This window comes from Synechococcus sp. MU1642 (genome assembly GCF_020514115.1).
In the GTDB taxonomy this organism is placed as follows: domain Bacteria; phylum Cyanobacteriota; class Cyanobacteriia; order PCC-6307; family Cyanobiaceae; genus Parasynechococcus.
The window spans coordinates 1-24,230 of sequence record NZ_VTKZ01000003.1; the positions used below are offsets into that span (position 1 = coordinate 1).

Annotated in this window: 19 protein-coding genes and 1 tRNA gene; 13 read left to right on the forward strand and 7 right to left on the reverse strand. The window is 50.4% G+C overall.

The genetic code is table 11. From position 1 onward, the window contains the following. Positions 1–358: 358 nt before the first annotated feature. Positions 359–1,144, forward strand: a complete 786-nt coding sequence (locus tag FZZ85_RS04070; protein ID WP_226412510.1) for a hypothetical protein — start codon at positions 359–361, stop codon at positions 1,142–1,144. Between the two features lie 120 nt (positions 1,145–1,264). On the opposite strand, the gene FZZ85_RS04075 is transcribed toward FZZ85_RS04070, so the two are convergent. Beyond that, complete coding sequence (locus FZZ85_RS04075) at positions 1,265–2,947, reverse strand: hypothetical protein (RefSeq protein WP_226412512.1); 1,683 nt, start codon at positions 2,945–2,947, stop codon at positions 1,265–1,267. 150 nt (positions 2,948–3,097) lie between these two features. Here FZZ85_RS04075 and FZZ85_RS04080 point away from each other — a divergent pair, with 150 nt between their 5' ends. From FZZ85_RS04080 to FZZ85_RS04090, 3 genes are all read left to right on the forward strand, one after another. After that, entirely contained in the window at positions 3,098–3,943 is an 846-nt protein-coding gene (locus FZZ85_RS04080) for a hypothetical protein (RefSeq protein ID WP_226412514.1), read from the forward strand. 546 nt (positions 3,944–4,489) lie between these two features. Then, positions 4,490–4,561, forward strand: a tRNA-Gly gene (locus tag FZZ85_RS04085). A 123-nt stretch (positions 4,562–4,684) separates the two neighbouring features. After that, complete coding sequence (locus FZZ85_RS04090) at positions 4,685–6,034, forward strand: sugar transferase (protein ID WP_226412516.1); 1,350 nt, start codon at positions 4,685–4,687, stop codon at positions 6,032–6,034. Between the two features lie 666 nt (positions 6,035–6,700). Here the strand turns inward: FZZ85_RS04090 and FZZ85_RS04095 are convergent. Continuing rightward, positions 6,701–7,714, reverse strand: coding sequence for a GDP-L-fucose synthase (locus FZZ85_RS04095; protein WP_226412898.1), 1,014 nt, complete (start codon positions 7,712–7,714; stop codon positions 6,701–6,703). A 13-nt stretch (positions 7,715–7,727) separates the two neighbouring features. After that, positions 7,728–8,825, reverse strand: coding sequence for a GDP-mannose 4,6-dehydratase (gene gmd, locus FZZ85_RS04100; RefSeq protein ID WP_370631131.1), 1,098 nt, complete (start codon positions 8,823–8,825; stop codon positions 7,728–7,730). Positions 8,826–8,891: 66 nt separating this feature from the next. On the opposite strand from gmd, the gene FZZ85_RS04105 reads away from it, so the two are divergent. The 4 genes from FZZ85_RS04105 to FZZ85_RS04120 all read left to right on the forward strand — a co-directional run bounded on the left by FZZ85_RS04105 (position 8,892) and on the right by FZZ85_RS04120 (position 13,565). After that, a complete protein-coding gene (locus FZZ85_RS04105) occupies positions 8,892–10,559 on the forward strand; it encodes a glycosyltransferase family 4 protein (protein ID WP_226412520.1) in 1,668 nt (555 codons plus the stop codon). Between the two features lie 8 nt (positions 10,560–10,567). After that, on the forward strand, positions 10,568–11,266 hold the full coding sequence (locus FZZ85_RS04110) for a class I SAM-dependent methyltransferase (RefSeq protein ID WP_226412522.1): 699 nt from the start codon (positions 10,568–10,570) through the stop codon (positions 11,264–11,266). A gap of 1 nt (position 11,267) precedes the next feature. Then, positions 11,268–12,092, forward strand: a complete 825-nt coding sequence (locus FZZ85_RS04115) for a hypothetical protein (protein ID WP_226412524.1) — start codon at positions 11,268–11,270, stop codon at positions 12,090–12,092. A 276-nt stretch (positions 12,093–12,368) separates the two neighbouring features. After that, on the forward strand, positions 12,369–13,565 hold the full coding sequence (locus FZZ85_RS04120; protein WP_226412526.1) for a glycosyltransferase family 4 protein: 1,197 nt from the start codon (positions 12,369–12,371) through the stop codon (positions 13,563–13,565). Here the strand turns inward: FZZ85_RS04120 and FZZ85_RS04125 are convergent. Both FZZ85_RS04125 and FZZ85_RS04130 read right to left on the reverse strand, forming a co-directional pair. Next, positions 13,548–14,723 carry a tetratricopeptide repeat protein gene (locus tag FZZ85_RS04125; RefSeq protein WP_226412528.1) on the reverse strand — a complete coding sequence of 392 codons (1,176 nt, stop codon included), beginning with the start codon at positions 14,721–14,723 and terminating at the stop codon, positions 13,548–13,550. The genes FZZ85_RS04120 and FZZ85_RS04125 overlap by 18 nt on opposite strands. A gap of 20 nt (positions 14,724–14,743) precedes the next feature. Continuing rightward, a complete protein-coding gene (locus FZZ85_RS04130) occupies positions 14,744–15,715 on the reverse strand; it encodes a glycosyl transferase family 90 (protein WP_226412530.1) in 972 nt (323 codons plus the stop codon). 137 nt (positions 15,716–15,852) lie between these two features. On the opposite strand from FZZ85_RS04130, the gene FZZ85_RS04135 reads away from it, so the two are divergent. Continuing rightward, the gene (locus FZZ85_RS04135) at positions 15,853–16,668 is read left to right on the forward strand and encodes a hypothetical protein (protein WP_226412532.1); all 816 of its coding nucleotides are present in this window, start codon (positions 15,853–15,855) and stop codon (positions 16,666–16,668) included. On the opposite strand, the gene FZZ85_RS04140 is transcribed toward FZZ85_RS04135, so the two are convergent. Continuing rightward, entirely contained in the window at positions 16,611–17,675 is a 1,065-nt protein-coding gene (locus tag FZZ85_RS04140) for a hypothetical protein (protein WP_226412534.1), read from the reverse strand. The two genes, FZZ85_RS04135 and FZZ85_RS04140, sit on opposite strands and share 58 nt — an antisense overlap. Positions 17,676–17,686: 11 nt before the next feature. Here FZZ85_RS04140 and FZZ85_RS04145 point away from each other — a divergent pair, with 11 nt between their 5' ends. Further along, a complete protein-coding gene (locus FZZ85_RS04145; RefSeq protein WP_226412536.1) occupies positions 17,687–18,883 on the forward strand; it encodes a glycosyltransferase in 1,197 nt (398 codons plus the stop codon). On the opposite strand, the gene FZZ85_RS04150 is transcribed toward FZZ85_RS04145, so the two are convergent. Beyond that, on the reverse strand, positions 18,863–20,059 hold the full coding sequence (locus FZZ85_RS04150; protein ID WP_226412538.1) for a glycosyltransferase family 4 protein: 1,197 nt from the start codon (positions 20,057–20,059) through the stop codon (positions 18,863–18,865). The two genes, FZZ85_RS04145 and FZZ85_RS04150, sit on opposite strands and share 21 nt — an antisense overlap. A gap of 621 nt (positions 20,060–20,680) precedes the next feature. On the opposite strand from FZZ85_RS04150, the gene FZZ85_RS04155 reads away from it, so the two are divergent. The 3 genes from FZZ85_RS04155 (at position 20,681) to FZZ85_RS04165 (ending at position 24,130) form a co-directional block, all read left to right on the forward strand. Beyond that, positions 20,681–21,685, forward strand: a complete 1,005-nt coding sequence (locus FZZ85_RS04155) for a glycosyltransferase (protein ID WP_226412900.1) — start codon at positions 20,681–20,683, stop codon at positions 21,683–21,685. A gap of 263 nt (positions 21,686–21,948) precedes the next feature. Next, the gene (locus tag FZZ85_RS04160) at positions 21,949–22,890 is read left to right on the forward strand and encodes a hypothetical protein (RefSeq protein WP_226412540.1); all 942 of its coding nucleotides are present in this window, start codon (positions 21,949–21,951) and stop codon (positions 22,888–22,890) included. Between the two features lie 13 nt (positions 22,891–22,903). After that, positions 22,904–24,130 (forward strand): glycosyltransferase, encoded by a 1,227-nt coding sequence (locus FZZ85_RS04165; protein WP_226412542.1) that lies wholly within the window; start codon positions 22,904–22,906, stop codon positions 24,128–24,130. The last annotated feature ends 100 nt before the right edge of the window (positions 24,131–24,230 follow it).

Below are 24,230 nucleotides of genomic sequence, written 5' to 3' on the forward strand. Positions count from 1 at the left end.
GTCTTGTTTTCGCGAGCCTTTGTATCACGCTACCAAATTTTCCCATCAGCCTTATTATGATCTCTTTTACATATATTTATCTTGAATAATAAGCCATTGCCTCCTTCAGTAGTATCTAGATAAGTTGAATGCATAGTCGCTTATTAACCCATTAGTTTTACTTCGTGGCTAATAATCTTTCATTCTACTCAAACTTGGCTGAATTATTTTGCCATCGCTTATCGATGCTATGGCTTTCAGCATTTTTCAAGATTATCATTAAATAGTCCTCTTGTTCCTAACTGGATCTGTCTTTTATCTGTTATTACTCATTATCAACTCTAGATCTCCGACTAACTCGATGTTATCATTCTCTTAGATGAACCTTCAACCTGTGCCAAAGTTGTTTTGTGTTTATGCCAATATTTATATTGATAATCAGGAGAGGTGCCAACGAATGTGGGATAGTTTCTTTTCTATATATCCCTTTTTAGATGGTGTTGAATGGTATGTTAATCTTCGCGGTTCATATGCAAAGTCTGTCGGAGAACGTCTCGCCAAGCATTCTCATATATTTGTGAGCTATTATCAGGGAGATTGGATTAACCTAGCCCATAAATTCACTATAGATTATCGTTTTAGATATGAATATGTTTTAATCTGGTTGGAAGATCATATCTGCATGAATCCATCGATAATCCCTGACGTATGTCTAGACATGCACCAGACACTTTCTGATTCTCTCTATTATTCATGCTTCCAGTTTGGGAAATATAGAGAGATGCACTATGACCTTACTGAGCCATGTCTTGAGACTAACCTTATCTATGTCTATGATCGTTTAAATGGGGTTCAAGTATCAAGTACTGCTGATCCTTTTCTTTTCTCTGTTTGTTCCATTACTTCCCTTAGGGTATTTGAGTTTATAACCCGACAACGCTACAACTATCAGTACGGATACGAGGATATTCTTGAAGCTCCCTTTGCTTGCGAAGTAGATTCCTCACATAATTGGTTGAAGCCATTTAGGTCTTGTCTTCCTAAAATTGAGCTATTTGCGTCAATAGATGATGATCATGGGGTGATTGGAAGCTGTCTTATTGCAAGGGGTTTATATCAAAATCGCTTAGGTCAAAGGCTTTCATATGCCGACAAGAATGAGTAGACATTATTCTGTCTTGATTGCTAACATTGAGTTCCTCTTATTGAATTCCTTTCTTGCGTTTTAATGTGTATTCGCCTTTATTCTGTCTTACTATGATCAATATGTTTCTATATGCTCATTTTATGGCCTATCTAGTAGATATCTCATTACGTACTCGTTGTATCTATTGGTTACTTCGATAGCCCTTTGAACTTCCAATATATTAGCCTTATATAGATTCTCAGAGCATAGAATTAAATTGCACAGATTATTGTAGTATTCTTCAATGTCTTTTGACAGATTTTTTTCACCTATTACTTGTGAGATATCATTGGGTGAGTTCACAACTGATGCTATTCCAGCATTTGCACATAGTGTTACCGCTTCCCCGCTGCCAGATGTGAGTGGAGGTACACATAATATGGTTCGTATGGGAGATCTAGAAATTTTCTCTAAAAAACTCTCTAATCCATTGATAAACGGCAACTTTAGAATTCTATCTCCAAAGTAGTGCTCTAGGTTGTCATATAGTATCTCATTTTCAGCTGACTCTACCCAGCCGACAATTGTTACACCTGTCTTTCTTGTTTTTGATTTTAGTATTCTATCTATTGTGTGTCTATCATTTTTACTATAGAAGCTTTTTGCATTTTTGGTTCCAATTAGTATGATTTCGCTTGTCAATTCTGGTTGTGTCTCTATAAATCTATCTCGATCACTAATTGACCTATTTACTGCCAAACTTGATCCTTTGTAAGGCAAATCTATATATGGACAGCCCCAGGGATAAATCGGTTTGTTAGAGAGTGTTTGTTTTGGCGAAGGACTCAATACAGCTGTTATGAGGTCAGGTAATTCTCTCACTCGGTTATTTACGCATGGCAATACTACATAGTTGCGACACGATTTGTATTTTCTTAGGTAGTAAAAGAATGGTACGCCTGTTACGCATGCAATTGAAAATGTTGCAACTGGCGGTTTTATAGAGGTGATTTCTGACCCGATTCTTTTTATGTTACTCCGAAGTGTTTTGCCGATATCGTTGTCGTTTTTTAGGTTAATTATCTGTATCCGATTGTGTAGTTGATTTATTAGTGGATGTTTTCTTAGGAGATATTTAATAGCATTCATTAATGTCTGCTTGAAGTTTTCGCCATATTTTTTGTGCATCAAAAGAAGTGGATCGCCGGATGGCCACCCATTCCCACCCAGTGGAATATTATGTATAAATAATCTTGTTCGATATCCCATTGATAAAAATGTCCATATGTACATCCCTAAAAGTCTAAAATGTGAGTCAAGGTCAAAGTCCTCAAGAGGTGGTGTATTAAATCTATTTAGGTGTATATCAATGTATTCATTTCCAACCTCTATTTTTGATTGCTCGATCTCTAGTCCTGTACTGAATTTTTCTCCAAATCCTATTTTTCCACTATCTCTACTCTTGCTTCTCACCTTTTGTGTTTTTATCATGTTGTCCCAGATTAAATGGTGGAGTGCAATTCTTTCTTGCTCTCTCCCCATTAGAAGTAGGTCTAGTTCAAGTAGTTTGTCTATAGAGGTTGATGCTATAAAGCTTGACGATATGTATTTTGAGAAAAATCCCCTTATTTCATTCCTTTCAGATATTCGAATTCCGTTTAAATATCTTTTTTCGTACTCCCATAAATTGTAATATTGCGGGAATCGACGCTCTATTTCCCCTAGTTTATGTTCTGCTTTTTCTATTGCCATTTTATTGCAGTAATTGTCGAACTCAGTGATGGCTATGATGAATTCTCTTGACTCTTTATTATTTAATTCCGAATCTTGATGGCTTGACAAATTTCTATTTGATTTACTATAATAATTTTAACATAAACCAGTTTTTCGTCAAAGGTGCATATGGATATTTATGATAAATACCTTCGTCTTCCTAGAGTTGCAAAAAAGACGTATGTAAGCTCATACCCGCTGATTTCGCCGTATACATTTATGGCAGAACTCTCTGATATGTCATTGATGAGAGGTGATGACACCTTCTTTGCACGTAATTATTCTCCATTAAATTTAGATCATATTGAGGATGGGACTATTATTTACTGCGTGACAGATCTTGCAAGACACTTATATGATGCTCTAAAGAAAGTACAGAAGCGTGTAGTTATTATTTTCGGACGAAGTGTTTATTCCGTAAGTGACGATTATTCTCTCTTTTTTGATGATTGCAATGTTGCACATATCTTTGGCCAAAACTGCATTACCTCGGATCCTAGATTTACCAAAATTCCATTAGGTCACGAGAATAAGCATTTCGGTTCATTGTGTCATCCATCCAACTCCGTTGGACTTATTCAGCGAATGATTGAGGAGCAGACCACTAAGCCTAAACAAGTCTCCGAAGAGTTATTTACTTCTTTTTCTGTGGCTACTAATCCTGTCGAACGTAAACGTTGTCTTCTCAGCGCTATACGAGCACCTTACACTCGTATTGCCAATATGATCATTGACACATCTGACGAATATCAACAATTGCAATTTTATAATCAGATTCGGCGTGCCCGTTTTGTTCTTTGTCCGTGGGGAAACGGTGTTGATACACATAGATTTTGGCAGACTCTTTATATGGGTTCTGTACCCATTACTAGAAGAAATCCTGCTCTTACGGACTTTTTAGATACAGGTGCTTTATTTATTGATTCCTGGGAACAGATTCTAAGCTACGAGACTCTTCTTGATATGTACGATCAAACTGTTGTTGGCCGTGTCAATCAAGATAAAATATTTTTTGAGTATTGGTCAAATGTTTTTTATAGCAAGATCAAAGAGCTTGGTTTTTGACGAGCTACCTTTTTGATTCGTTCTTGGTCTATAGCTCTATTTTATGCTTTGTTTTTGTGCTTACACCCATTGAAATGCATATTTCTTTGTCCTTTTCTTAGTTATTATAATTAGAGTTCTATTTCTTTGATTTCTTTCAGTTTCCATTTGATCTCCTTAATTGCAGGCTTTTACTCTTCTATATTTGATTTATTACTCTTTTACTCCTTAATTCTCTTCTCGTTTCTATCCTGTGCGTATCTTTATTTTTCCGTGGCAAACATCCTTTGTGATATTCTACGTCGGTCTTTGGACTTTTGGATACCTTTATTACGCTTCTTGCTTTGTTAAGCATGGTGACATCTCGTAATTATTCAGTGTTGTTGCCACCTGACTGATGTTATGGGCCGCTTTATCTTTATATCGCTAGCTACAGCCCACTCCCGCTCTGTGCTTGCCGCTTATTCACACCCCAACCTGTACTGTCTTTTCTGCATGGATTGACCTATGGGCCCTCGATGCTGCATGATTACGGGGTCGTGAGGGGTATCTCCCAAGCGCCCTAACGCGGATGTAGCTCAGTGGTAGAGCATCTCCTTGCCAAGGAGAGGGTCGAGAGTTCGAATCTCTTCATCCGCTTTCTTTTGTACGGCCTCTGGTCGCTTGTATTAGCACCATATTTCCCTTGCATCTCCCTAATCCAGTCATGCTTTGCGTTAGATGCTTTTGTCAAGCCGTGTGGGTACGTAACCTTCCGCGTGGGTGAGTGACTTGCGCTCACTTCTTTTCCGGGCTCTGCTTCTTGACTGGTTCGGTCAGGCTCTGATCCTTTCCCTCTTCCTCTTTATTCCCTCCTTGACAGCCGGCGCTCAAGGTGTGAGCAGTTCTGACGAGCAGTGGTCTTGGTTTGCGTTTGTGCTTGTTCTTTATCCCATTTTGGGATGGTTATTCGGTAGCTATACCGTTCTTCGTTGGAAACGGCTGGTTTTGCCGGTGCTTATACAGCGCCTTTTGATTACTGCTTTCGCCACATTTATTGTCCTTTCGACAGCTCGTTGGTTCATCAACCCTGTTGATGCTGTTTGGATTGTGGACAATCAAATTCAGTTTCTTTGGATTGGGGGGACCACGCTCTGGGCGTTAATTGTCCGTGTTGGCTTGCGTCGTGGTTTTTTACTGCCTGTGCAGCCTCGTATTCTGCTTCTTGCTCAGACTGAAGAGCTTAAGAATCTTTTGGCAGCCTGGGCCAGGGTTCAACATCGACAGCATCTACTACCGGTTGCGGGATCTTCCTTCGTCCAGCATCTCCAAAATACTGAGGAGCCGCTTCTTGTTGCTTTCAGTCAGTCCGCGCTTCAGGATCCTGCTTTGCCTCCATTAATCGCCAGTCTTGAGATGCATGATCCACGCCAGGTGCGTGTGCTTTCTGTTCTGAGCTTGTTTGAGCAGCAGCAGGAGCGTTTACCACCTTTTTTGATGCCCGAAACTGTTCTTGCTTATGACGATTTGCCGTGGGCTGCCACCTTTAGTGTGCAAGCCCAGCTCAAGCGCATGGCAGATCTACTTGTATCGGGCGTTTTGCTTTTGCTTACCACTCCGTTTGTTCTTCTTTCGGCGCTGTTGATTTGGCTTGAAGACCGCGGCCCTGTGTTTTACGCCCAGCAGCGGAGTGGATGGTTGGGCAGGCCGTTCACTGTATATAAATTGCGCACTATGTCTGTGCAGCCTGTTGATGCTCCGGCCCGCTGGACACAACCGGGTGATCAGCGTATTACTGCTGTGGGTGGCTTGTTGCGGCGTGTTCGAGTCGATGAACTCCCCCAGCTACTCAATGTTATTAACGGCGAGATGAGCTTGATTGGTCCTCGACCAGAGCGCCCCGAATTGGAAGAGGAGCTTGAGCGGCGTATTCCTCATTATCGAAAACGACACTGGATGCGTCCGGGATTAAGTGGTTGGGCCCAAGTATGCGCTCCTTACGCGAGCAGTATTGAGGATGCAGAGCTCAAGCTTTCCTACGACCTTTATTACTTGCGAAATTTCAGTTCTTGGCTTGACCTCCTGATTTTGTTTCGCACCGTAAAGACTGTGCTTAAGGCTGGCGGGCGTTGATATTGAGGGATTGCTCAGATGTTTGTAATCCAGATATACCCCATTCGCGAATCCTTCTGATCCGTTAAATCTCTTTTGGTCTAGTTTCCCAGATAGTATTGTTTCTCGCCAGGGTTTTTAGATGGCGACCTTCAGAATATTTTGCTAAAGCTATATCGTTGTCTTTGCTGTTATTCCTCTCTAGATTGGCTTATTGAAATTGGCGCACGACTAATGCGACAATTCCCCGTCCCTGAATGTACAAGTTGATGATTTTTGTTCTTTGGCCACTTTGTCATTTCTAGCCCGGACCTCTTTTGCCAAGTTCCACTGCGAGTTTTTATGGTCTGATTAGGTGAATCCAATCATGTGTCCGACTTGTTGCGGGTGTTATCATTTTCCTGCTCTATTAGTAGTCCTAAGCTTGTCTGGGTTTATTTATAGATTCTTTTTGATATCCACTCTGTATGCGTCCATCAAGTTTAAATCTACTAAGGTTTGGTTTTCCTTTTGAATTTTTCTCCAGGCTGTTCCCGCTACCGCCACCCTTTTCTATGATCTTCTTTTGACTGCTTGATATTCCAGGGTTGCTCTGTCGGTATTGCTGATTAATTAATGCTGTAGAAACGCTGTTTTTTCAATTTATTTGTTACTTGCTCTATGGCAGCATCTTGCTGGATCATTTTTTCACTGATCTAGGCCACGTGGCTTTTCTGAAGAAGCGAATTCAGCAACGGTACTAACCAATCCTTGTGTTAGTGGAATTTGTGCTTGCCAGCCCATGGCAGAGAGTCTGCTTACATCTAGTTGTTTCTTAGGAGTGCCATCAGGTTTACTGTTATCCCAGTGAACCGTTCCCTTGTAGCTCACTGCATCGGCCACCTGTTCAGCTAGCTGGCGGATGCTTACATCCACGCCGGTCCCGACGTTTAGAAAAGCCAGTGGTTTGCCCTCGTCGTCTCTAGGAGCTTCTTCGCTGAGTGCCGACCAGTGTTGCAGGGCGAATACGCAGGCTTCGCCAAGATCGTCAGAGTGAAGAAACTCTCTTAAGGGTTTGCCTGTGCCCCAGCATGTCACAGAGGTTTCGCCGCTTTTCTTCGCACTGTGGAAGCGTCGGATTAAAGCCGGAAGTACGTGGCTGTTGCTCGGGTGGTAGTTGTCGCCCGGCCCGTAGAGATTCGTAGGCATCAGGCTGATTGCATCAAAGTTGTGCTGCAGGCGCAGCGCTTCGCAGAGCTTGATCCCGGCGATCTTGGCGATCGCGTACCAGGCATTGGTGGGCTCCAGGGCGCCCGTGAGTAGTGACTCCTCTCGAATCGGCTGCTCAGCGAACTTGGGGTAAATGCAGCTACTTCCCAGAAACAGCAATCGCCGTACGCCTGTCCGCCAGGCTGCTTCGATCACCTGGGTTTCGAGTCGCAGGTTTTCGAGCAGGAAATCTGCCGGCCGTCTGCGGTTGGCTTCAATTCCCCCCACGGTTGCGGCAGCTAGCACCACCACATCTGGCTTGTGCTCACTTATCCAGCGATGCACGGACGCGTCATCGAGCAGGTTTAACTCCTGCCGGTTAGGGGTAAGCAGCTCGCCGCCTTGAGCTGGATTGCCATAGCCGTTGCGTTGGAGGGCCCGCACGATGGCACTGCCGGCCATGCCCCTGGCGCCGGCCACAAAAAAACGATCGCTCGGCTGGATCAGTCGCATCGCCATCGTTCCTTTATTCCCTCGGTCCCACCACCTGGAAGCCCTTGCGCTTCAGGTAGGCCTCCTTACGTGCTTCTTGTCGGTCGTGATCGATCATCTCGTTCACCATCTCTTCCAGGCTGGTGCTGGGTGTCCAGCCCAGTCTCTCTCTTGCTCTGGTCGGGTCACCGAGCAGGGTTTCCACTTCAGCCGGGCGGAAATAGCGCGGGTCGATCCGCACCACCACCTCACCATTGTCACTGCGGCGCCCCACTTCCTCAACGCCTTCTCCCACCCATTGCAATGCTCCCCAGCCCAGGGCGCTGGCCGAGAGTTCGATGAAGCGGCGTACTGATTCCTGGCGGCCGGTTGCAATTACAAAATCCTCGGGTTGCTTCTGTTGCAGCATCCGCCATTGCATCTCCACGTAGTCGCGTGCATGGCCCCAGTCGCGTAGGGCATCGAGGTTGCCCATAAAAAGACACTCCTCGAGGTTCGCATCGATCCGGGCTAGGCCTCGGGTGATTTTGCGAGTCACGAAAGTTTCACCCCGGCGCGGTGATTCGTGGTTGAACAGAAGGCCGTTGCAGGCATACATGCCGTAAGCCTCCCGGTAGTTAACCGTGATCCAGTAGGCGTAAAGTTTGGCTACTCCGTAGGGGCTGCGCGGGTGGAAGGGAGTCGTTTCCCGTTGGGGGATCTCCTGCACCAGGCCATAGAGCTCGGACGTTGAGGCCTGGTAAATGCGGGTTTTGTCGACCAGTCCGCAGATACGCACTGCTTCAAGGATGCGCAGTGTGCCCAGGGCATCCACGTTGGCGGTGTATTCCGGTGCCTCGAAGCTCACCGCCACATGGCTCTGGGCGCCCAGGTTGTAAATCTCATCGGGCTGAACCTGCTCAATGATTCGCTGCAGGTTGCTGCCGTCGCTCAGGTCGCCGTAGTGCAGCGTCAGGCGTGGATCCAGCTCATGCGGATCCTGGTACAGGTGATCGATCCTTGTGGTGTTGAAGCTGCTGGCCCTGCGCTTGATGCCATGCACGGCGTAGCCCTTCTCCAACAGCAGCTCCGCCAGGTAGCTGCCGTCCTGGCCGGTGATGCCGGTGATCAGGGCGTTTTTCCGGTTGCTCATGGTTTTCATTGTCGCTGTTGATCGCTGCAAGTCCCCGTAAACTCTCCTCAAAACAGTGGTGGCGGCATGCGCCTGGCGATTCATGCCCCCAATCTCGGACTGAGTCTTCCGAATCAGCCTTTCGGTAAGGATGTGGCCAACCGAGGCCTCTACACCGCCTTGGCAAGCCATGGAGGCTTTGATCAGATCAGCTTTTGCACGGCGGAGCATCCCACGCCGGCCAGTCTGCAGCAGCAGTTTGGAGCTGCACCAGGCGCTGCCCGCCTCAGCGTTTCGTCACTCATCCAAACGGATTCAGCTGTCCAGGCCGGCACCCTGCTCCGCGGTCAGCCCTATCTCTCCGAACTAGCCTGGGAGCGAGGACATCGTCATGGCCATCAGGCCTACAGCCTGGTGGGGATGATCCATACCTTGGCTCCTCCCAAAGTGCGCGAGCTGATCGGTGAGGTTTTGCTGGCTCCTGTGCAGCCCTGGGATGCCCTTATCTGCACCTCACCCGCAGTGCGTCAGTGCCTGGAGGGCTTGCTGGATCGCTGGCAGGTGCACCTCAACCAGCGTTTCGGTGGAACCCGTGCACCGCGCCCCCAGTTGCCCTTACTGCCATTGGGTGTCGACCAGGCGGCTCTCATCGAGCAGCGAACCGATCAGCGCTCCCGTGATTTCCTACGCCGCCACCTTCGCCTCACGGAGCATGACGTGCTTGTGCTCTGGCTGGGGCGGCTCTCGTTTTTTGAGAAGGCCTACCCCCAGGGCATGTTCATCGCCCTTCAGAAAGCGGCACAACGCTGTGGAAGGCGCCTCCATTTCGTCATGGCGGGCTGGTTTCCCAACGGCGAAAGCGACCATAGCTACTACCAGGAGGCGGCCCAGTGCCATGCCCCGGACGTGCCGGTGCACTTTCTTGATGGCAAGAACCCGGAGGTGGTCCGCTGCTGTTGGGCTGCGGCGGATCTTTTCATTTCCCTAGTAGATAATCCACAGGAAACTTTCGGTCTGGCGCCGGTGGAGGCGATGGCGGCTGGGTTGCCTGTTGTAGTGAGCGATTGGGATGGCTACCGATACACAGTTAAAGATGGGGGGGAGGGCTTCCGGGTGCCGACGTTGGCCCCCCCCTATGCAAGGCAAGGTGAAGAGCTAGCCCTAAAGCACGATCACGGCCTGCTCTCCTATCAGGACTATGTCGGCGCAGTGGCACAGCATGTGGCGGTCGACACCGAAGCGGCGGCTGCGGCCATTGTGCGCCTCGCTGAAGACCCAGCCCTGCGTCAGCGTATGGGTGAGGCTGGCCGGCTCACCGTGCAGCAGCGTTTCGACTGGCCAGTAGTAGCGCGTCTGCACCACCAGCTCTATGCAGAACTGGCTGAGCGTCGTCTTGCCGGTCAGGAACGCCTCGGCTTGGAAGCTCAGCACCCTCTGCGGGGCGACCCTTTCCGCGATTTTGCGCCGTTTGCCACGGCCTGCCTCGGGCCTGAAACCAAGCTGCGCCTGGCGATGCCTTTGCCTGTGTTAGGTAACCGGCTAAGCAACCTCACATGTCTGGATCGCTTCTACGGGCAGCTCCATGCGAGTCCAGAGGATGTGCAGCGACTGCTGGTCCAGCTTCAAAGTGAAGGAGCCCAATCCTGCTCTCTGGAGAGATTGCTAAGCGCCTGGCCCGTCGAGCAGCACGATGACCTAAAGCTGTCGCTCACCTGGTTGGCGAAACTGGGCTTCATTCACTGGTCTCACCCCTAGGCAGCGCGATGACTCAGGCGGAAAATCCCTACCGGCAGGATGTGTTCCTTGAAGATCTGAGGCAGCAGAAGGATCGTGGACAGCAGCGTATCTGGGCTGAACACCAGGAGATGCAACTTTCGTTTCTGCAGCGCAGTGGCCTTACAGCGTCTTCAACAGTGCTCGATATCGGCTGCGGTCCAATGCGGCTCGGTTCGGCTCTGATTCCCCTGCTCAACGAAGGTTGGTATTACGGACAAGATATCAACCCTGGCACTATCGCCTTTGGTGAGGAGGTACTGCGTGAGGCCGGTATTTCGGAGCAGGCTCCCTATACGCTTTTCGCCTCCGAACAGTTCGAGTTCACATCGGTCGATCGCCAGGTGCAGATCGCATTTGCCAATTCAGTATTTAGCCATCTCACCCTCAATTCGATCTTCACGGCCTTGCTGCAGCTGCAGACCGTGCTAGCTCCGAATGGCGTTCTTTATGCAACGTTCTTCGCGCTGGAGCCCGGTCGCCTTTGGCTCAAGCCCCATCCGCGCAACAAGTGGGGGCGTCAGTTTGAGACCTTTCCCCATCAGGATCCCTACCACTACCCTCTACCTCTGTTGCAGGATCTGGCGCGTCAGGCCGGGTTTCGCCTGGACGTAGTCGATGATTTCGGCCACCCCACCCAGACCATGGGCAGATTCCATCGGCCAAGGTGGCGGCGCTGGTTCTGCTGATATGCGCATTGGTCTGCTGTCCACCCTCAGGGATGAAAGTCAGGCCCTGCCCCGTTTTTTCGGGTTGCTTGAAGCGATCGAGGCCGACCCCAGAGTGGAGCGTCTGTTCTGCAGTTTTTATGAGAACGACTCAAGCGACGACACCTCCCAATGTTTGGCTGCTTGGCTGAGGGATCGCCCGGGCCTCCTCCAGAGCGAACGGTTGGGTGCTCCCCGCCTGCGAGGTCGCGAGATCAGCCGCACCATGCGCATGGCGGATGCGCGTAACAAAGCTCTGGCCGGTTTCGCTGATGAGCGCCTCGATTGGTTGGTTGTTATCGATGCCGATCTTCATGCCAGTCCTAGGCACATCTGGCAGTTGATAGACGTGCTGCAGCATGACCGCGGCGTGGCCATGGCCTGTGCCAGCGCCCTGCAGAACCTGCCCGACATCTTCGGGCGCAGCTCCTGGAGCTACTACGACAGTTTTGCTTTGGTTGATCAAGGCGGACGCCAGGGTATGACGGGTGCGCGCGTCCCTTTCTGGGATCTTGATGACCGTGCAGCCTGGATGGCCGGTCGACCGGTGTCTGTTCGATCTGCGTTTGGCGGAATTGCGGTTCTGCCTATGGAATTGCATCGGCGTTATCAGCTGCAATGGCAGGGCGATCAGGGCTGTGAGCACTGGGCGTTCTGTATGGCAGCTGGACAGGCGGGGCGGGTTTTGGCCTGTCCAGATGTCATGCCGTTGGTGATTCATGAAAACGATTCGATCGCCTGGCATCCCACTTATCCCGACCGTCGTCGCCAACAGTTGAAGGCGTTTTGGCGCAACGCGTTGATGTGATCGCTTATCCGCTCTAGTGCCCCCACACTCGGTTTGTGTACAACATCGGCATTCAGCGTTGTATGAGCGCTAAGGGTCTCACCGTCGTTGGCAGCCGTTCAAGGCGCGATGGGCTGAAAGTTTTTGGGAGGTTTGGATGGGGTGCCCTGGCGGCAGCTTTGGATCGATTCGTTCTTTGGCTATCCCGTTTGCATCAGAGCCAAGATGATTTAAGCCGACGTTGAGGTGCTCGGCAGACTGTGTCGATCAACTGCGAGCCATGCTGAGTTGTATTACTTGAATCAGAAACGCACTACGGCCTTTGTGGGTTTGGCCCCAGCCCCGTGGACGGGGTGGGGAATCTATGCAAAGCAACTTTGCATGGCCTTAGTGAGTGAAGGCTTGGCCTGGCCCCACACTCCATTTGGTGCAGGGAAGACCCCAGCTTGTGGTTATGACTGGTCTCTTCTGTCTCGTCAGATCAATGCGGCCAGCTTGGAACTGTTTGGTGTCTTGCCGCCAAAAGAATACGATCAAGAACTGATTTATGATTATATATTTCATGGCTTTGGCAATGGCTTAAATGACGCTAATAATTTGCCGCTAAATGGAAAGAAAAAGGTTGCAATTGGTTTCTTCGAAGTTGCCAATCTTGATCATGATCTTGTTAATTATCTTGATCAATTTGATTTGATTGTTGCTGGGTCAACCTGGAATAAAAATATCTTGCTTCGGCACGGTCTGTCTCGTGTTGTGAGAGTGCTTCAAGGGGTAGATACGGCTGTATTTAATCCGATCCCGGTGCCGCGCCTTATACATGCGAGTGTTGTTATTTTTTCAGGGGGAAAACTTGAAATTCGCAAAGGTCAAGATATTGTTATCCAGGCATTTAAGAAGCTGCTTGCGATTTGTCCAGATGCTCTTCTCATTGCTTCTTGGTGTAATGAGAGCGCTTCACTGTCGAGCATTTCTATGTCTCCCTATGTCTCAGGCGCTCCAGCTAAGGGTGATGCTGATTCGATTGGGAATTGGTTGGAGTCCCAAGGTGTTCCTCGTAGGAATTTCGTTGTTCCAGGTATTTTGAACTCAGCTCAACTGGCTTCTTTGCTTAAGCAGGCGGATCTTGCTGTTTTCCCTAATCGCTGCGAGGGGGGTACCAATCTTGTTGCGATGGAAGCTATAGCCTGTGGCATTCCAACGGTGCTGTCTGCTAATTCAGGTCATCTTGATCTGATGTGTCTTGGCTGCCCTGGAGTATTGCCGTTGCCAAGTAAGCATCCATTGAGCCTCCCCTTATCTGATTATGAAAATTTTCGGGCTTGGGGTGAGTCTGATCCCGATTATTTGTTGGGAATTTTTGTTGAGTTCTTGGAATCTCGTCTGCAGTTAAGGAATTCTCATGTGCAGGAGAACTTTGAAATTCTGGACGCATTGAGTTGGCGATTCAGCTTCAAAACGTTGTTTTCAGTTTTGGAGTCACTCTCTCCTTCTTAAAGGAATTTGTTCCAGTTCTTTTTTCATGGTTTGAACAACTCCTGTCCAGTCCCCATCGAAGCGTTGACGGAAAAGCTTCAGGCTGGAGTACCAATCTGTGCTTGTTCCCTCAAGCCCCCATCGCCACTCTGGGATCCAGCGCAAGGCAACCCAGGTGGGTATCCCCATGGCACCTGCGAGATGGGCAACGCTGCTGTCTGAACTGATCACAAGATCGCAATTCGCAATTACAGCTGCTGTGTCGCAAAAATCCATTGACTTACTTACTGCCTTTTGACCACTGACGAAATCGAGTCCTTGGTCTGTTTTTAGTTGGTCACTTGCTTGCCCCTTTTGGATGGAGACGAATTCCACTTTGTCGATTCCTTGGAGACCAAGCCATTCCCGGAATGGTAATGAGCGTCCTCGTGAATAAAGGCTGTGCTCATGATCTGGGTTCCCTTGCCAGTGCAAGGCAATCAGTAGATGCTCAGGTTTGCGTTTTAGTTTATGTCTCCATCTGGCGATCGAATCAGCACTGGCTTTCACATAACCGCCTGTGAGGGGAATCTTGTCATTGATGCAACCCATCAGTGGTCCGAGGTTCATCAGTGGTAGCCAAACGGGATTGCGTTTTTGTTGCTCTTCCAGGTCGAGGCAATCATCTACTTGGTGCAAGCCAACTGAATCCCGCAAGAGCCCTACGAGCGGGGACTGGCTAAGAACTGTCACATCAACGCCTTCGTGTTGCAAAGCGAGTGCATATCTCACGAACTGTAAGGTGTCGCCCAGGCCTTGTTCGCTCATCAGTAACACCGGTCGTTCCCGGTTTGGCACCGCGACATGAGCTGCCCCGAAAGCCTCCGCAAAAATAGGGTAATTACCGGGTTTTCTTTTAAAGCGTTGGTTGTAGAGAAACCATCCAAGTTTCCATTCCCCTTGAAGGAGTAGATCCTGCGACAGGTTGTTGCGGGTAGCAATGCCTGTTTCGGCTGAGTGTGGAAGAGAAAGGCAACGCTTATAAGCCTTGATGGCTGCTGAAATTTTCCGCTGCTGATGCAGCCCAATTCCCAGGTTGAACCAGCCGATGGCCTGATCTGGTTCAAGCATTAATCCCTTTCCGATTAAGCGTTGGGCAAGGGCTGGATTGGTGGCGAGCAAGCCGCCCCCCTGATTCATCCAATCGTCTGCTCTCCAGCTCATCCTTTTAACCAATGTTGGGCATAGCGCACGGTGGCTGCGCAAAGGTCGTGATTGAGATCGGCAACGATTTGCTTCCCTAGTTGTTGACCAGCGGCCGCAATGAACTCACAGTGCTGCCTATTGCGGAGGCACCAGTGAATTCGCTCATGTAAGTCGCTGAGGTCGGGAGCAATTGGAACCATATGCTTCCAAGGAATCATTCGCTTGTGAAACCACTGCTGGCGATGGCTTGTTACACGGAGTACACAACATCCTGAGAGCAGTTTCCAGAGCAGTCCCCAGGAATTGACATTACCGTCAATATCTATCAACCATGCATGCAGGCTGGCATGCCAAGGCCCCACGGTCGGGCTCAGTAATCCTTTATGGCGCAGCTGTTCGCGGACGGCTCTCAGGCTCACATCGTTAAGACACTGAACAATGTGATTGAAGCGGGCATCCAAGTGCGCCTGTTTGGAGAGGCTGTTACAGCACAGCTGATAGCGCAGGTTGTATTGCAAGTTGTCCGGCGTGATGTCTTTGCTTCCCGTCGTTGAACCTCGCCAAAACACCACAGGAATTCGGTTGCGCCACGCAGGAAGGGGGTTCGTTCTTAACTGCTTGCGGAACTCCTCATAACCGTTGGTTCCCAGGCAGTAGGGGTCTGGAATGAGCGGTGATGACTCCAGGTCAGCTCCTACTGGTGCGTCCATCCGCAGGCAGCTAACGCCAGGATCTTCATCATGCAACTGGATCCTGATGTGCTCGCCGCTGAAGCGTGGTGCGAGGAGGCATGCCATTTGTTGGGCCATGCGGAGCTGAATTTCCAGCCGTTTGCCAAGCTTCAAATCCACCTGCCTGATGCGGGCAATGCTGCGGCTGGCGTGGGCAATCTGCACATCGAGCCAGGGCTCCGAAGCAGTGCTGTGAAGTTCTAGACCACCCGTGTCAACCTGACTCGGAAAGGGGTGAAGCCACTTGCCTGCCATGGGAAAATAAGAGCCCAAATGGGACGTTGGTGCGGATACTGCTTGCGATTGTCCATTATTGGAATCCTGAGGGAGGAGGTGCCCACGCTTCTTTGAGGCCCGACCCAAGGCCAAGGATCGAGGCTTTCCAGCAGCAGTTGCTTGCCTTGCAGCGTTTGGGAAATCGGCAGGCTCAGCTCAATATGGCTTCAATGAGCGCCGATTCTGCCAACAGGCAGCTGCAGCATCAGATTGATATCAAAGTAATCACTGACGGTGAAAATCATGTGCTTGATCGTCTTGATTCTCACTATCGGGGGTTGTTTCAGATGGTAATAACCAAACCATCAAGTCCAAAGCATTTGGGTTTTGAGGCGCAGCGTTTTCTCGCTAGTCGCCTGGATCAAAACTATGACTTTTACGGTTATTTCGAGGATGATCTGATTATTCACGACCCATGGTTTTTTCGAAAAATTGACTGGTTCCGCACTAACGCTGGAGATGATTGTCTTCTGCTGCCGCATCGTGTTGAGTTTGCGCGGCATCCCAGTGAAGTGGACCGCTTCTTTATTGACGGGCCAATGGCAGAGTCCGATCTTCGCTTTGTGATCCCTGAGCCTGGCCCTAGCTTTGCTGCCCCTTATCCTGGGGGTACAGTTTATTTTGAGTCACCTAAAAACCCTCATTCTGGCTGTTTTGTTTTGAGCCAAGTGCAACTGAAGGCTTGGACGACCAGTAGCCATTGGTTGGATGGAGATGCGTCCTTTGTTTCACCGCTTGAGAGTGCGGCAACGCTTGGCATTGCCAAAACCTTTCGCCTCTACAAACCTGTGATGGCAATGGGGTCATGGCTTGAGTTGCAGCACTGGGGCCGTTCTTTTCATAGTTTGTTGGGTAATGTGGTTTCGTTTCCCTCTCAGGATGACGAGCAAGACACCAGCGAGGACATAATGTCTTCCCAATTGCAAAATTGAGTCTGCTGAAGAATGGTTAAATACTTCTCATAGCAGTTATTTGGTTGACGTAGCTCGTTCCAGCGCTCGTCGGGGATTTGATTTAGAATCAGTGTGGCATTTGACCCCATCACGGCGCAGAGGTGCGCGAGGGCAGTATCTATCGTGATAATCCTTTTATTAATGCATTTTTGAGTCAGGCCTTGAAGTCCTATCTCCCGTGGATCTAGGCATTCCACGCCAAGCCCCCTGAGTATGGCTTTTTCTTCGGATTTCCAGTCACTTATATCGATCACGACTGATCCGGGGTGGATCTGTTGCATTGTTTTGTAATAGGTTAGTACTAGAGGAAATGGGACGGAACGGAGATAGGCAGATAGTGGATTGTCTTCTCCCTTGGCTCTCCAGCAACACAAAGTGCCTTGTGTAGCTTCTTGGTCATACTCATCGTTTGTGATCCATGTGCCGTAATGGATAGGTCCATAGTGTCTACATATCCACTCCCTAATCGCCATGCCTTGCACCGCTCGCGGATGAATGCTGCTTTGCAGTGAAAGTTGGGGAATTAACTCGATCAGGGGAGCGAGAGCTTGTTCGCGCTCAGGGGTCACTTGGAGAATTAGTGGGTGCGCGTCAATCCGGCTCCATTCCAGCAGCATGCTGATCGCCTCGAGATGATCACCAATACCGCCTAACAGGCTCACGACTGCGGGCATGCCCATGCGGCGAGCATGATCCATCTGTAAATCCGTGAAGGTCTGCACATCCGGCGGAATTAGTTCGGCATATGGGTTCCTGGCTCCTTTGAGGCGTGCCAGCCTGAATTTCCATTGACGTTCCGTCGCATCCTGCAGATTCCGATTCCCTGTGCTGAGGAGCTGTTGCACCGCGTCGGTGAGTCCTAGGCTTAATGCCTGATGTCCGAGCTCAAGATCGCCGGGGGTGCGGGCGAGTTTGTTGTTTACCCACTGCTGAGCCTGATCCAGGTCATTGCAGAACAGGGGCCAGGGAGAATGGGCGCCAGTCATCAGGGTTTCAGGTGCGACTGCTGTTGGTTCATCAAAACTTTCCAGGCCAGTTTCGCCAGTTGGCGCCTCACCTTGAAAGCCGAGGACATGAGCTCGTTGCCATATGTAGTCACCAACGCCCCGTTGCTCTAAGGGGAAAAGTGCTGAGGTATGTCGAGCCCGAAAAACTTTCAGGATTGCCTCTTGGCACACAACTTTGGCACGATGGTCAGCAGCGCTCCGCTGCTGTTGCCGGGTTGGCCAATTGCCTGGCGGCGGAGGGCTGGAAGCCTGATCAAATCCTGGCTCATTCCGGTTGGGGAGAAACCTTGGGACTTTCAGCGATCTGGCCTGATGTTCCCCAGATTCTCTGGCCCGAGCTCTGGATTCGTCCCGAGCATGGTGGTTATGGTGTTGACCCTCTGAAACCAAGGGTCACGCTTGAAAGCCAATTGGATCAGCTGGGCCGTAATGCCATGACCCGTGCGGCTCTGGCTGATGCCACGGCCTGGGTGATGCCCACGGAGCACCAGGCCAACAGCCTGCCCAGTGAGTTTCGTGACCAGCGGCTGCATGTGATACATGAAGGGATTGATACCCAGTTAGCCCAGCCGAATCCTGCGGTGACGTTTGCATTGCGCAGCATCACAATTGATCGTTCGGTGCCCACAATCACACTAGTTAATCGCAACTTGGAGCGTTTGCGTGGATTTGATGTATTCATGCGTGCGCTCCCCACCATTCTTTCCAATCAGACGAATGCCCGGGTCTTGATTGTTGGTGATAACGAATCTGGCTATGGCGGAGAGGGAGGATCAATGTCTTTGCGTGAGCGCATGCTCAGGGAACTTGAGGGCAGATTGGATTTAGACCGCATTCATTTTCTCGGCCGGATACCCCATCCTCAGCTGATGGCAGTGTTGCAGGCAAGTTGGGTTCATGTTTACCTCAGTTTTCCTTTTATTCTTGGTTGGAGTCTGATTGAGGCGATGGCCTGTGGTTGTTGCATTGTGGGCAGTCAGGGTATGCCCGTCTCCGAAGTGATTCAGGATGGGGTTGAAGGTGTAATGATCCCCATGAATTCTCCTGAACTTTTGGCTGACAAAGTCCTTCAGTTGTTGTCTAATCCTGAAGCGCGTGTTCGCTTCGGGAGAGCTGCCAGGAGGCGAGCGCTCCTCTATGACCAGCGCTTAACTCTGAATCAATTGTCAGAATTGTTGAATGCATGATGGGTAATCTGTGTGATTTTTGCGGAGAAGTATTTCCTCAATTTGTTGCGCAGAGAGTTGCACGTCGAATTGTTCCCTAGCCCGTATGAGGCCCTTCTTTTGTAATGCATTGAGCAATCCAGGATCATCAAACAGTCGCTTAATTTGTGTCGTCAGGCTATGTGCATTGCCTGCTTCAAATTGAAGTCCGCTTTTATTGTCTTCAAAGACTTCGCTTGCACCGCCTACCCCGCTGCTAAGAAGGACTAGTCCACTCGCCATCGCCTCTACGGCAACAATGCCAAAGGCTTCAGGGTGCATGGAGGGAAATACTGCAGCGTGGTGAAGGAGAAAGAACCGCGCAAGTTGATCGCGCGTCAATTGTTTGTAAAATGTAATTAAGTTATTGATTTTATTATCGACGCAAAAGGATTTCATTGCTTTTACATAGCTCTTCTGGAAAGGTGCTCCGGCCAGACTTGCGCGAATGGGGTATCCCTGTTGATGTAGCTGGGCTATTGCTTCTAGGAGCGTGTGAGGTGCCTTGCTCTCCATTAGCAATCCTGCAAAGCAGAGATGCAGGGGTTTCCCCTTTATTCGGCAGGGAGGGTTTGGAGGTGCCCGGTGGATAGCCTCTGGGCCAAATAAATCAGTTCTTGCACCTGGGTACACAATTGTTGCGTTGGTTGCGCGGATACCTTCTTTGATCAGTCTGGTTTTAACTGCATGACTTGCTGCCAGAAGCTGGTAATTTTCGATGTTTGGTTGTTGTTCGACTGCATAAGGGCTTTGGACGAATCCGACGTGATGCAAAACCGGCAAGGTCCGATCTAGTAGCCAGTGGAGAAGCCCGACTCCGAGGAGATCAATATTTCCAAGAAGAATGCCGTCCCAGCGGTCTTTGCCCAACCACCGCTGAATTACAGCCTGATTGTGTATGTCAACAGCGTTTTGCTCTGATGCGTTCTGCATCAGGTGCACGCCATCGCTGAAGTCTCCCTTCAGTAAGAGTTCGCGCGCAACGGGTTCTCCGCTGGGGCCGGTGGTGGAAGCTCTCCCTAGATAACTGGCGTCATTGCAGATCACCTGCAGTTGATGCCCCCTCTGTTTGAGCCCCCAGCAGAAATCCGCCATACAGCGCCCATAGCCTCCCAGCTCCTGTGGTGGGTACAGGTTGGTGATCAACAGCAACCGCATCTGCGCCGACGGAAGGCCATAGGCTTCCCATTCAAAGGCAAGACACCGGTGGGTACACTCCCGGCACTGATTACAAGTGGCGACCTCCTTCCCGGAGGTGGGGCCCTGAATGGCCGCCGTTGGGCGGGCCAGCAGCTCCTCAAAAGCTGGGCAGCGCGCTCAGGCCACAGGCCCATGGCACTGGCTAGTCCCAGACCACAGGCACTCCAACAGTTGCTTCCTTTGTTGCGAGATCAGGGTTTTGAGGGTGAGCTCAATGGCTTGGATCTTCTTTCCCCGGAGGGTGTAATTCCATGGGGTGGCTTGTTTCTGCCAGACCCCTCCATTGCTCGCTGGGCTTTATGGAGGCAACCAGTTGGGGCTTCTGCTTTTTCGCTGATCGGTCAGATTCACACCCTTTCCACTCCTGCTGCGCTGGCTCACCTCCAAGACCTGGCGAGTGAGCCAGTACATCCTTGGGATGCGTTGATATGTTCCAGCACGGCTGGGCGTTCTGTTGTTGAAGCTGTTCTCAACAGCAGGGAAGAAGCTCTTGCGGAAAGGTCCGGAGGAGATGTGTCGCGTCTTAGAGCATTACGACCTCAGCTTCCGGTCATCCCCCTGCCGCTACCCGATAGCGCTATGGCTGTGCCAGCACTCGACAAACGGCAGGCGAGGAAGGCCCTGGATCTTCCAGAAAAAGCGTCAGTAGTGCTTTGGCTGGGACGACTTTCGGTTTATACAAAGCTCGACCCATGGCCGACATACGCAATCCTGGAGCGAGTGGCTCAGCGGCTCAACAATCCACTTGTATTGCTGGAGTGTGGGCCCGATGACAAACCCTCACAGGAGCAGGCACTCCTTTCCTTGCGAAAGTGCTGTCCACATGTGCACTTCAAGCGCATGGGTGGTGATGAGCCGGTGAGCGAAGAATCCAAAAGGCAGGCGCTTTCCGCAGCTGATCTTGCTTTGTCTCTGGTTGATAACACCCAAGAAACCTTCGGACTTTCTGTTGCTGAAGCGATGGCAGCGGGTTTGCCAGTCGTTGCCTCAAATTGGAACGGTTACCGCGACCTGGTTCGGCACGGTCTTGATGGGTTTCTCGTTCCTAGTCGTTGGGCGTCTACGGCACCATTAGTTTCAGCACGTTTGGGTTGGCAGCAGTTTTCCGGGATTGAGAGTTTTCCTGTCGTGGCTGGTGCTCTGGCTCAGTTGGTACAGCTTGATGCTGATGCGGCAGAAAAGGCCCTGGTCTCTCTCCTGGCTAGCCCTTTGCTACTTCAGCGGATGGGTCGATCCGCATCAGCACGAGCCAATGAATTGTTTGCAGAGCATGTGGTGATGGATCAATACGAGGCATTGTTCGCCGAGCTTGAGCTGCGCCGCCTGGCTGCACCTGCGGAAGCTGGTAGTGGTCGAGCTATGCCAGCAAGCTTGGATCCGGTGCAAGCCTTTCAGGCTTATCCGAGCCATCCCTCCCAACCTTCTGCTGGAAAAGAACCAGCCTCGGAACTTTTGGACCGGTTGCCCAAAAGCTTGTGCGAGGCTCGAGCGCCGTTATGGCGCCTTCTCAATGAATCCGTTCCTGCTGGCTTAAAGGGGGATTTGCATTCGGATTTGCTGAAGAAGCATCCTGTTCTCCCATGATGAATTTTTCTTTCCTCGTGCGTCTGCGCCACTGGTTCATCGTCAGCCGTTGGCAGAGATGGCTATTTCCAGTGTTGTGTTGCGTTCCCTATCTGGCAATCCTTTGCTGGCTGTTGATGTGCGGTCTCTACTGGGTCGCTCAGGTGCTTTTGGCGCCTCTCCTAATGGGTGCTGTACTCGCCGCTCTTACGCTTTGGTTGGCCCGCCAAGAATTCAGAACTCAGTTGCCTGGTCGTAAGATTTCTAGACGCATCGACTGATCTGTGTTCGAGCTTCCCACCAACCCTTGGACTCTTGCTGACCTCTCTGCTGGATCGAGCAGAGATGTACTTGCTAAGTTCTGGCTTTCGGCTCCGGAAGATTTGCTTCCAAGCCTTTGGTCATCACCTGTTGGTGAATCCACCAAGCAACTGGTGCGACAGCTTGATCCTCAATATGTGTTCACTTCTGATCAAATAGCCCTGCGTAACGCCATAGGTAAGCGGTTTCAGGGCGGATTTCAGGCACCGATGGCCGTTCAGTTGTTGATCGTCAACTTCCTTTATTCCCCTCCTGGCCTTCTGCGTATTCAAAATCCAGAGGCCAATCTCCCGGGCTGGTTGCTGCCAGATTATCAATCGCTGTATGAGTCCGTTCCTTCAATGCCCGCAGCAGTGGCAGCGCCACCCGCCCCGGTTCCTGCCAAGGCCCAGCAGGTCCCTGAAACTCATCTCCCCCAACCTGATTTCGGGCTTTTTCCAACCACTCTCCAGGAATTGGTTGGTAACCGCATACAATTAAACCGTCTCCTAGGGCTGTCTAATCTCTATTACATAGATCCTGAAGATCAGGAAATTCTTCAGGAGCTACGCCAAGTGCGTCTTTCTTTAATTGAGGCTATCGGGCGTTGTCCTGAATCCGAGCTTGAGCAGCTATGGGCAACCGATTTGGGTGATCGTTACTGGGCATTGGTGCGTTCCGGCATCCAAAAAGAGTCACTTACACCCGAAGAAGAGCGAAGAAAGCAGGCAGTCATACAAGCTCTTAATCCTGCGGCAGGTGGAGGGTTCGGCAGGCCTGGTGCTGTTAACGCCTTCCTGACTGCCATGGTTCTGTTCGAGCCTGGCACTATGCAGGTTGATGGTGCAGAGCAAAAAATACCGGGCTGGCTTCTTCCGCAGTATCAGCAGGTCTTCGCTGAGTCTCTCCCAGCCCAGTCAGCTTGATGCAGGGATCCAGATGAGGATCCTATTTTCTCACAACAATTTTCCTGCTCAGTTCCGTCGACTCGCCCCTGCTCTTGCAGAGCAGGGGCACGATGTTGTTTTTTTGGCGCAAAACCGTGAGTGGCATGCTCCTCCGAATGATGGCGTAAGACTCAAGCAGTACTCGATTCATCGTCATGGTGGAGGAGAGGCTCTGCATCCTTACCTTCGGCGATTCGAATCCTGTGTTCTTCAGGGTCAGGCGGTCTATCGAGCTTGTGAGGACTTGAAGCAGGAGGGATGGGAGCCTGACTTGATTATTAATCATGTCGGTTTTGGAAACGGTCTCTACTTGAGTGATGCTTTTCCTCTGGCCCGAAGGATCGGTTTGTTCGAGTGGTACTACAACGCAAGTGGTGCCGATGTGGATTTTCTGCGCCGTGGACCGCTTGAGCCAGATAGGGCTCTGCGTTTGCGCACTTGGAATGCTCAGACGTTGCTTGAAATAGCTGACTGTGATTACGGCGTTGTGCCTACACACTGGCAGTTGAATCAGTTCCCGCCGCATCTGCGCTCTCGACTAAGTGTGATCCATGAAGGTATTGATGTAGATAATCTTTCCTTGCTAAAAACAACTCCACGGATAAGGCCCTCGTGTCTGCCAAGTGGTTCTGAGGTTGAAGTCCTTACTTATGTGAGCCGTGGATTTGAGGAATACAGAGGTTTTCCGCAGGCGATGCAGGCAATTGCTTTACTGCAAGCCCAAAGGCCCCAATTGCATGCCTTGATTGTGGGTTCCGATGTTGTGGCTTATGGCGGTTCGCGCTCTGATGGCCGTAGTTGGGGAGCGTGGGCTAAGGAAGATATCGGCCTCGACCCTCAGCGCACCCATTGGTTGGGTGCTCTTCAGACTGAGGAATACCACGATGTACTTGCTATCAGTGATGTGCATCTCTATCTCACGGTGCCCTTTGTGCTGAGTTGGAGTCTCTTGGAGGCTATGGCTGCTGGTTGCGCGCTTGTTTGTAGTGCCACGCCTCCTGTGGAGGAAGTGCTAGAGCACAAAAGCTCGGCCCTCCTGGTTGACTTTTTTTCCCCCCAGGCGCAAGCAAAGGCCCTTGCTCTTCTGCTTGACAATTCAGATCTGCGTTTTGCCTTGGCTGCCGATGCCAAGAAGAGGGCGTCCGCATATCAGTGCGGGGATGGCCTGAAAGCCTGGATGCGACTCCTGTCTGGATACAGTGATCAAACCGCACCCTGAGGGTGCAGGGGTTGCTTCATTGAGGTATAAATACGATGCCTCGTACCAACTTGGTGCGTAGCGCACGCCGCCCCCATGGTGGGTGCGGTTGTGAGGAGAC

Excerpts from the sequence above, each read along its gene's own strand:
- FZZ85_RS04095 (WP_226412898.1), bottom strand. The coding sequence starts at position 7,714 with ATGCGACTGATCCAGCCGAGCGATCGTTTTTTTGTGGCCGGCGCCAGG.
- FZZ85_RS04150 (WP_226412538.1), bottom strand. The coding sequence starts at position 20,059 with ATGCGGTTGCTGTTGATCACCAACCTGTACCCACCACAGGAGCTGGGA.
- FZZ85_RS04105 (WP_226412520.1), top strand. The coding sequence starts at position 8,892 with ATGCGCCTGGCGATTCATGCCCCCAATCTCGGACTGAGTCTTCCGAAT.
- FZZ85_RS04080 (WP_226412514.1), top strand. The coding sequence starts at position 3,098 with ATGGCAGAACTCTCTGATATGTCATTGATGAGAGGTGATGACACCTTC.
- FZZ85_RS04140 (WP_226412534.1), bottom strand. The coding sequence starts at position 17,675 with ATGACTGGCGCCCATTCTCCCTGGCCCCTGTTCTGCAATGACCTGGAT.
- FZZ85_RS04155 (WP_226412900.1), top strand. The coding sequence starts at position 20,681 with ATGGCTGTGCCAGCACTCGACAAACGGCAGGCGAGGAAGGCCCTGGAT.
- FZZ85_RS04115 (WP_226412524.1), top strand. The coding sequence starts at position 11,268 with ATGCGCATTGGTCTGCTGTCCACCCTCAGGGATGAAAGTCAGGCCCTG.
- FZZ85_RS04165 (WP_226412542.1), top strand. The coding sequence starts at position 22,904 with ATGAGGATCCTATTTTCTCACAACAATTTTCCTGCTCAGTTCCGTCGA.
- FZZ85_RS04110 (WP_226412522.1), top strand. The coding sequence starts at position 10,568 with ATGACTCAGGCGGAAAATCCCTACCGGCAGGATGTGTTCCTTGAAGAT.
- FZZ85_RS04070 (WP_226412510.1), top strand. The coding sequence starts at position 359 with ATGAACCTTCAACCTGTGCCAAAGTTGTTTTGTGTTTATGCCAATATT.
- FZZ85_RS04125 (WP_226412528.1), bottom strand. The coding sequence starts at position 14,723 with ATGAATCAGGGGGGCGGCTTGCTCGCCACCAATCCAGCCCTTGCCCAA.
- FZZ85_RS04130 (WP_226412530.1), bottom strand. The coding sequence starts at position 15,715 with ATGGCAGGCAAGTGGCTTCACCCCTTTCCGAGTCAGGTTGACACGGGT.
- gmd (WP_370631131.1), bottom strand. The coding sequence starts at position 8,825 with ATGAGCAACCGGAAAAACGCCCTGATCACCGGCATCACCGGCCAGGAC.